Annotated in this window: 5 protein-coding genes and 1 pseudogene; all 6 read left to right on the top strand. The window is 33.2% G+C overall.

Going from position 1 to position 6,180, the window contains the following annotated elements; genetic code table 11:
• Window positions 1-95: 95 nt before the first annotated feature.
• Entirely contained in the window at window positions 96-803 is a 708-nt protein-coding gene (locus tag PR699_RS19390) for a hypothetical protein (protein WP_004921813.1), read from the top strand.
• Between the two features lie 2 nt (window positions 804-805).
• A complete protein-coding gene (locus PR699_RS19385; RefSeq protein ID WP_127891336.1) occupies window positions 806-1,462 on the top strand; it encodes a hypothetical protein in 657 nt (218 codons plus the stop codon).
• Window positions 1,463-1,501: 39 nt separating this feature from the next.
• Window positions 1,502-3,928 (top strand): fimbria/pilus outer membrane usher protein, encoded by a 2,427-nt coding sequence (locus PR699_RS19380; protein WP_223854817.1) that lies wholly within the window; start codon window positions 1,502-1,504, stop codon window positions 3,926-3,928.
• A 43-nt stretch (window positions 3,929-3,971) separates the two neighbouring features.
• On the top strand, window positions 3,972-4,652 hold the full coding sequence (locus PR699_RS19375; protein WP_014656397.1) for a fimbria/pilus chaperone family protein: 681 nt from the start codon (window positions 3,972-3,974) through the stop codon (window positions 4,650-4,652).
• Window positions 4,653-4,751: 99 nt separating this feature from the next.
• On the top strand, window positions 4,752-5,093 hold the full coding sequence (locus tag PR699_RS19370) for a helix-turn-helix domain-containing protein (RefSeq protein WP_004921801.1): 342 nt from the start codon (window positions 4,752-4,754) through the stop codon (window positions 5,091-5,093).
• A gap of 839 nt (window positions 5,094-5,932) precedes the next feature.
• Window positions 5,933-6,180 (top strand): annotated as a pseudogene (locus tag PR699_RS19365) (fimbrial protein); the annotation flags it as partial.

Raw genomic sequence — 6,180 nt, 5'->3', positions numbered from 1 at the left:
CCACGCGGTACTATCATTTGGTTTTGGTATCTAACGTGATTCTAAGATAGGTCATCTATTTGGCCTATCTTAATTATCGAGGTTGTTAACTGAGTATGAAAAACACAATTAAGTATTTAGGTTTACTACCATTACTAGCGGTTAGCTTTAGTTATGCAGATACAAATGCCAATTTGAAAGTATCTGGTGATATTAAGCCACCAACCTGTATGGTTAATGGAGAAGAGCAAACCAATATCATATATGACATGGGAAAACTCTCTGTTGATGTTATACCTATGTCGAGCATGTATATTTTTCCCGAAAATTCGAAAGTAAAAAATACCGTTACGGTGACATGTGATGCTCAAACATATTTAATATTTATGGCGACAGATACCTACCAAGGTTTGAGTTTACCTTCAACACCGGTATCAAGCTCGTATTCACATAAATATTTTCATATTAATGGGGGTAAACCGGCCGCACTTGGTGGTGTCTCATTTTTAGTAAAAGATGCTAAGGTCGATAATAATTCTGGATATGTTCGCCGTTTATATAATTCAACACATGCCACTTCTAGGCTTGGAGATTATGTATTGACTAAAGGTGAATACTATGGATGGTCTAATACTAAGCATGAAGCCGGGGGTAAAGATGCATTTATGCAATCATTAATACCTGGAAAAGTCTTTTCAGCGAGTTTTGAACAAGACAGTGTATTTATTAACTCACGAGATGATTTAGCTAAAGCAAATATTGAACTTAATGATGAACTTAATTATAACGCAGAAGCTGTAATTACATTTAGCTTTAGTCTTTAATAATGAAAAAAATGGGCATGTATCTTATGCGGATAATATTATATCAACTTACAGTAGTGTTAATGTTCTATTTTTGTGATTATTCAAATGCTCAGGGCGTATATAGGCAAAATATAATCACCGATATTGTGACACCTCCAAGTTGTGAAATTATCCCACCAAATAACGGGAACTATCAATTTTCCCAGTTACATGCCCATTATTTTAAATTAAACAAAGTCACAGCGCTTCCAGAATTAAAACAAACATGGCAAGTGATGTGCAATACACCGATAAATTTATTTTTAAAAATTATTGATAATCGTCATGATTCCTCCCGTATGGATGATGAAAGCTATTTTGGGTTAGGTAACGTAAATGGTTCAGGGAAAATAGGTGATTATCGATTAACGTTGAGTCATGCCAATGTTGATAATGAAAAAGCGGAGTTGTTTTTAAGCGAAAATTTATCAGGAACAAGAACATCTGCTATAACGGTGAAAAAAAATAGAACCTATGGTTGGTTAACGGGTGAAAGTCATATTGCCTCGGGAAAATTATTTTCTGTTGATATTACTGTTTCGCCTAAACTTAATTCTTTAAAAGAAACCCATGGGCCTATTGTTAATGGTGCTGAATTAGACGGTAATGCTGAATTGATTTTTTCATTTGGCATTTAATGCCTGAACACATTAATTATAATTAAGCAATGAGCATGTATGTTATATACTAATAAAAAAACACGACGTTACTATTTTTTTATGGCTTTAATATTCATGTTATATAATGAGTATTCATATTCATCAAATCAAGATAATGCTGATAAAAACTCAAAAGTGAATTTTGATATTGATTCATTAAAGGCACTTGGTTACGGTGAAGAAGTCGCTGATTATTTTATGCAAGGGAGCCAATTTCTTCCTGGTAACCATGATGTCACAATACAATTAAATGGTGATCAAACTTATTCTGTTAATGCCAAAATAGATGATAGTGGTCATCTTTGCCTTGATGATAGTTTGCAGAAGACGTTGAGATTAAAATCGACAAATTTAGAAGATGGATGTCATGTTTTTCAAGATGTCTATCCTGATTCACGGGTGGTAATGCGACCTAATGAGTTTGCTATTGATATTACAGTCGCTGAAAACAACTTTGATCCTAAGTTGCTAGGTCGTGAATTGACTTATGGTGGCTTTGGTTTAGTTAATAACTATCGAATTTACGGTATGCATATTAATGGCCATAATAACCAAGAGTTTTATCAAGGTGAATTTGAAACGGGAGCAAACTGGAATAACTGGGTTTTACGCAATAATAGTAGTTTTTCTTCAAGTAAAGGGAACTCAGAGTATCAATTTAATGAAACAGTATTATCGCGTAGTATCGAGTCATTAAAGTCTCAATTTGAAATAGGTCAACTGAATAGCCGAGGCAGTTATTATTCTGGTATACCAGTTAATGGCATTCAACTCTATTCGGACAGTGCATTACAGCTTAATAATCGATTAGTTGTACCGATAGCTGGTTTTGCAAATTCGCCATCAACCGTAGAGGTTCAGCAAAATGGTCGTCTGCTCTATCGAACAATAGTGCCTGCTGGTCCTTTTGAACTAAATAGAATTAATAATATTATCAATGGAACACCAGTTGATGTAACAGTTATTCAAGATAATGGTGAGCGTCAGAAATATCAAGTAATGACCTCAAATCAAGCAACTGAAAATTTATCACCTTTATCTTATCAATTTTTTATTGGTAAATATCGTACAGTCAATAGTGTTCAAGAAAGTGATAATCCTTTAATTAGTAGTTTGGAAGCAAGCGCACAATATAAAAAAATAGATTATTCAGCAGGGGCTTTATATTCAGATAAATATCAATCTGTAAGTGGTGGTGTTCATTCTTCATTTGGAGAAAAACTACTCATTAATGGTGGAGGCAATGTTTCAATTTCTCGTAATGATGAAAAAGAGGGAAGCCAGTTAGACTTTAATACATCGTTGGCCAAAGGTGCCGCATCATTGGGAGTCTCATTTCTATATCGCAGTCATGAGTATCCGACGTTAGATAGTACATTAGAAAAACAGCAACCAATATTGGATGAAGATGCATGGAATTTACCATGGTTTAGTCGAGACCTTCAGACTTCTTCTTCACTTTATACAAGTTGGGGTGATATTAACTGGGGAAGTTTTAGCTATAGTTTAAATTATAACCATTATTATGGAGACGGTTCAGATACAGTAAGTCATTTAGTCGGTTATAGCAGAAAGATCGGTGATGTCTCATTAAATTTATCTTTTCAGTCTGGAACAGATCAAGACAATCGCTTTTATCTGAATGCATCAATCCCAATAAATAGCCGTTCAAGTGCAAGTATACAAAGCCAATATTACGATGACCGTAGTACTTTAATGGCGAATTATAACTATAGACAGAATGATAGGTGGAATTACTCTATCGGTGCAGGTCGTAGCAGTGATGTAAATCGTGTTAACGGGAGCATTAATAATACGAATGCTTATACACAATTATCATTAAATGCTTCCATGACTGAAAATAATGTTTACTCATTTATGTCATCTGCTACAGGCGCTATTGCTTATTCAAATGGGCTAGTTGCAACCTCTTCAGTGCCATTAAGTAATACTTTTGGGATTATATATATTCCAAATCAACCAAATGTTAAGGTGAGTGCGTTAGGCAGTGGTTCAACAATCACGAATCATTTTGGTACGGCTGCCATTTCGTCATTACCAACAAATAGGAAAACAACGGTTCAATTGAACACGCAAGATTTACCGTTAAATATTCGGCTTGATACCACTTCGTTCGATGTTGCAGTTGCTAGAGGAAGTGTTATTACAAAAGAAATTAAAGCTACCGAAATGAGACAGTTATTACTGAGTATTACGCTTAAAAACGGTCAAAAAGCACCTAGTGGTGCAAGCTTAATAAATAAAAAAGGAAAGTATGTCAGTGCCATTATGGGTGAAGGGAATACTTTTTTAACTAACGAACAAATTGGTGATGAATTAATTCTTCGTTCGCCAAACTCAGATGATTGTATTGTGAAATACACAGTACCAGAACATTTTTCATCTGAGTTGCTTTATGAAGAAGTAGACGCAATATGTCAATAAGTCATCAAAAAACTAAACATAGATTTTGATAAAGAGGTTATTTATGAAAAAAATATTTGCAACTATTCTTTCAAGCTTTTTATTAATAGTGAGCACAAATGTTCATGCAAGTTTCCAATTAGAAACCATGACTGTAATATTAGATGCAGGAGAAGGGCGAAAGGTTTTTAATGTTAAAAATACCGGTAATTCACCTATTTTATTATCAACCAAAGTTGAAGAGCTAGATGGTTCAACAAAACTTGCTGGTGATATTATGATTTCGCCACCGATTGTTCGTATTGAACCTCAACAAAGTCAACAAATTAATTTTATTTTGAAAAAAGGCGTTGATATTTCCGATGAAGTAATTTTAAAAGCATCATTTCAAGGTATTGGGGCAAGTAAAGAGAATGTCACTAAAATGCCTATTCGTCAGGATGTGGCAATGTTAGTTTCTCCTGCTAATATGAAAGTGAGCCAAACACCTTGGGACGCTCTTTCAGTGAGCCAAAAAAATAATCAGTTAACATTAAAAAATAATGGAAAGCAAGTCATTAGGTTATCACCCTCATTTAAAGTTTTACCGAGTAACGAAGATTACGCGCTAGACCAGTTTTATATCAGACCTGGTGAAAGCAAAGTTGTCAATATTAAAGGTAATGCAACGAGTATATCTATCTCCCCTTTAAGTCGTTATGGATTTAAAATGAGTGATAACGCTATTTTAGCTGTGGAACACTAATTCCCTATTATAGGCAATTAGATATTAAGGCCCATTTATCTTTAGCATATTGAATGGGGTTTAATTTTTCAGGATATATAGTAAAAGGATAATTTAACCTTGAATAATGTAATACCTAAAAACTTTTTCACCAAAGTGATTGGTGAAGAAATTAAGAGATTGCGAAAGGCAAGTTCATTTTCAGGGACAAAAATGGCGAGTGAATTAGGCATTTCGCAGCAACAATACTCTCGATATGAAAGGGGGGTTAATACAATATCTGTTGATGCTTTACTAAATATATTGTGCATTCTTGATTGCGATGTGAGTTCCTTTTTTTCATATCTGCGTCAGCAGATAGAAAAAGATAATCATGAATTGTATGATACATTAAAGCCATTGTTTTATAACTTTGAGACTCATACAGAGATAGAAAAGTATTTTTTAAAAAGAGGCCTTTAAATTTAAAGATAGAGTTGGTTTGCTTTGGAACAGCCTAATTTTATCAAGGTGGCAAGTTTATACGGCTTATGCCACCTTGATATTAACTGGGGCAATTCATGCTTTACCTATAATTGACTGCCTGAGATTGAGTAAAACCGACTTTATCATCTAGAGTTTTGTAGTGATAAGATAAAAAATCGTGATAGTCGTTTTATACTAAAGGAAATAGGCAAGGTAAACTTGATGTTGAAACAATATTACTCGTGATATTGTGTATTACCTTGACGATACTTCTTCTAAAGTGATTAATAATCATAGGGATAAAGGTTATTATTATGAAGTGTTTTTCCAATGTGAATAATTACTCTCTAACCGAGTTAAAATTAAAAGGATTTATGTTTAATTATTAAACTACATTAAATTAGGTATTTTATTCTTTTCTTTAGTTCTTATTATGATTTGTTTGGAGTTATTTCCTCATTAATCATAGGTGCGATAGCTAGATGTTAATCTACTTTATTGTTTTTAATGATGAAATAAAATGTTACATTTGTGATTTTTTAGGCTAAAGTGCAGTTTACTCGATTTTGGTGTAATGATAATTATAAAAAAGTTATCTATAATACTTACATCTGAAAAACATTATTTCAGTAAGATATTTTAAAATTACATAAAAGTAGAATGTTTTATCATATTTAGAGGTGTTTAATACCAGTAACCAAAATTATTTATTATAGCTCTTGTTAAGCTAAGAAATGACAGCGAGTTTAAATATTTTTCTCTATGTATTACTAATATAAATGTTGGTAATAGATTCTATTTTTCTTTTTTTGTTTTTTATTATAAGAAGGTGAATCATGTTTAAGAAAACATTATGTGCACTGTCGTTAATTTCTGTTTCATATGCGGCATTCTCTGCACCTGTCGCTAATTTAAAAGTCACGGGCTCGATTACGCCACCAACATGTACTATCGATAACCAAAATGAAGTGGATGTTGAATATAAATTTGATACAGCGCCAAGTATGTTCCCTTTATCAGGTAACTTAACATTAACGCCAGTATCGAAAAAAATTGAGATAGTGTGTGATGCAACAACGTACTT

Source organism: Providencia sp. PROV268, assembly GCF_028477805.1.
Taxonomy (GTDB): Bacteria; Pseudomonadota; Gammaproteobacteria; order Enterobacterales; family Enterobacteriaceae; genus Providencia; species Providencia stuartii.
The sequence above is the reverse complement of the archived record's forward strand: the minus strand, read 5'-3'. Positions and strand labels throughout refer to the sequence as shown.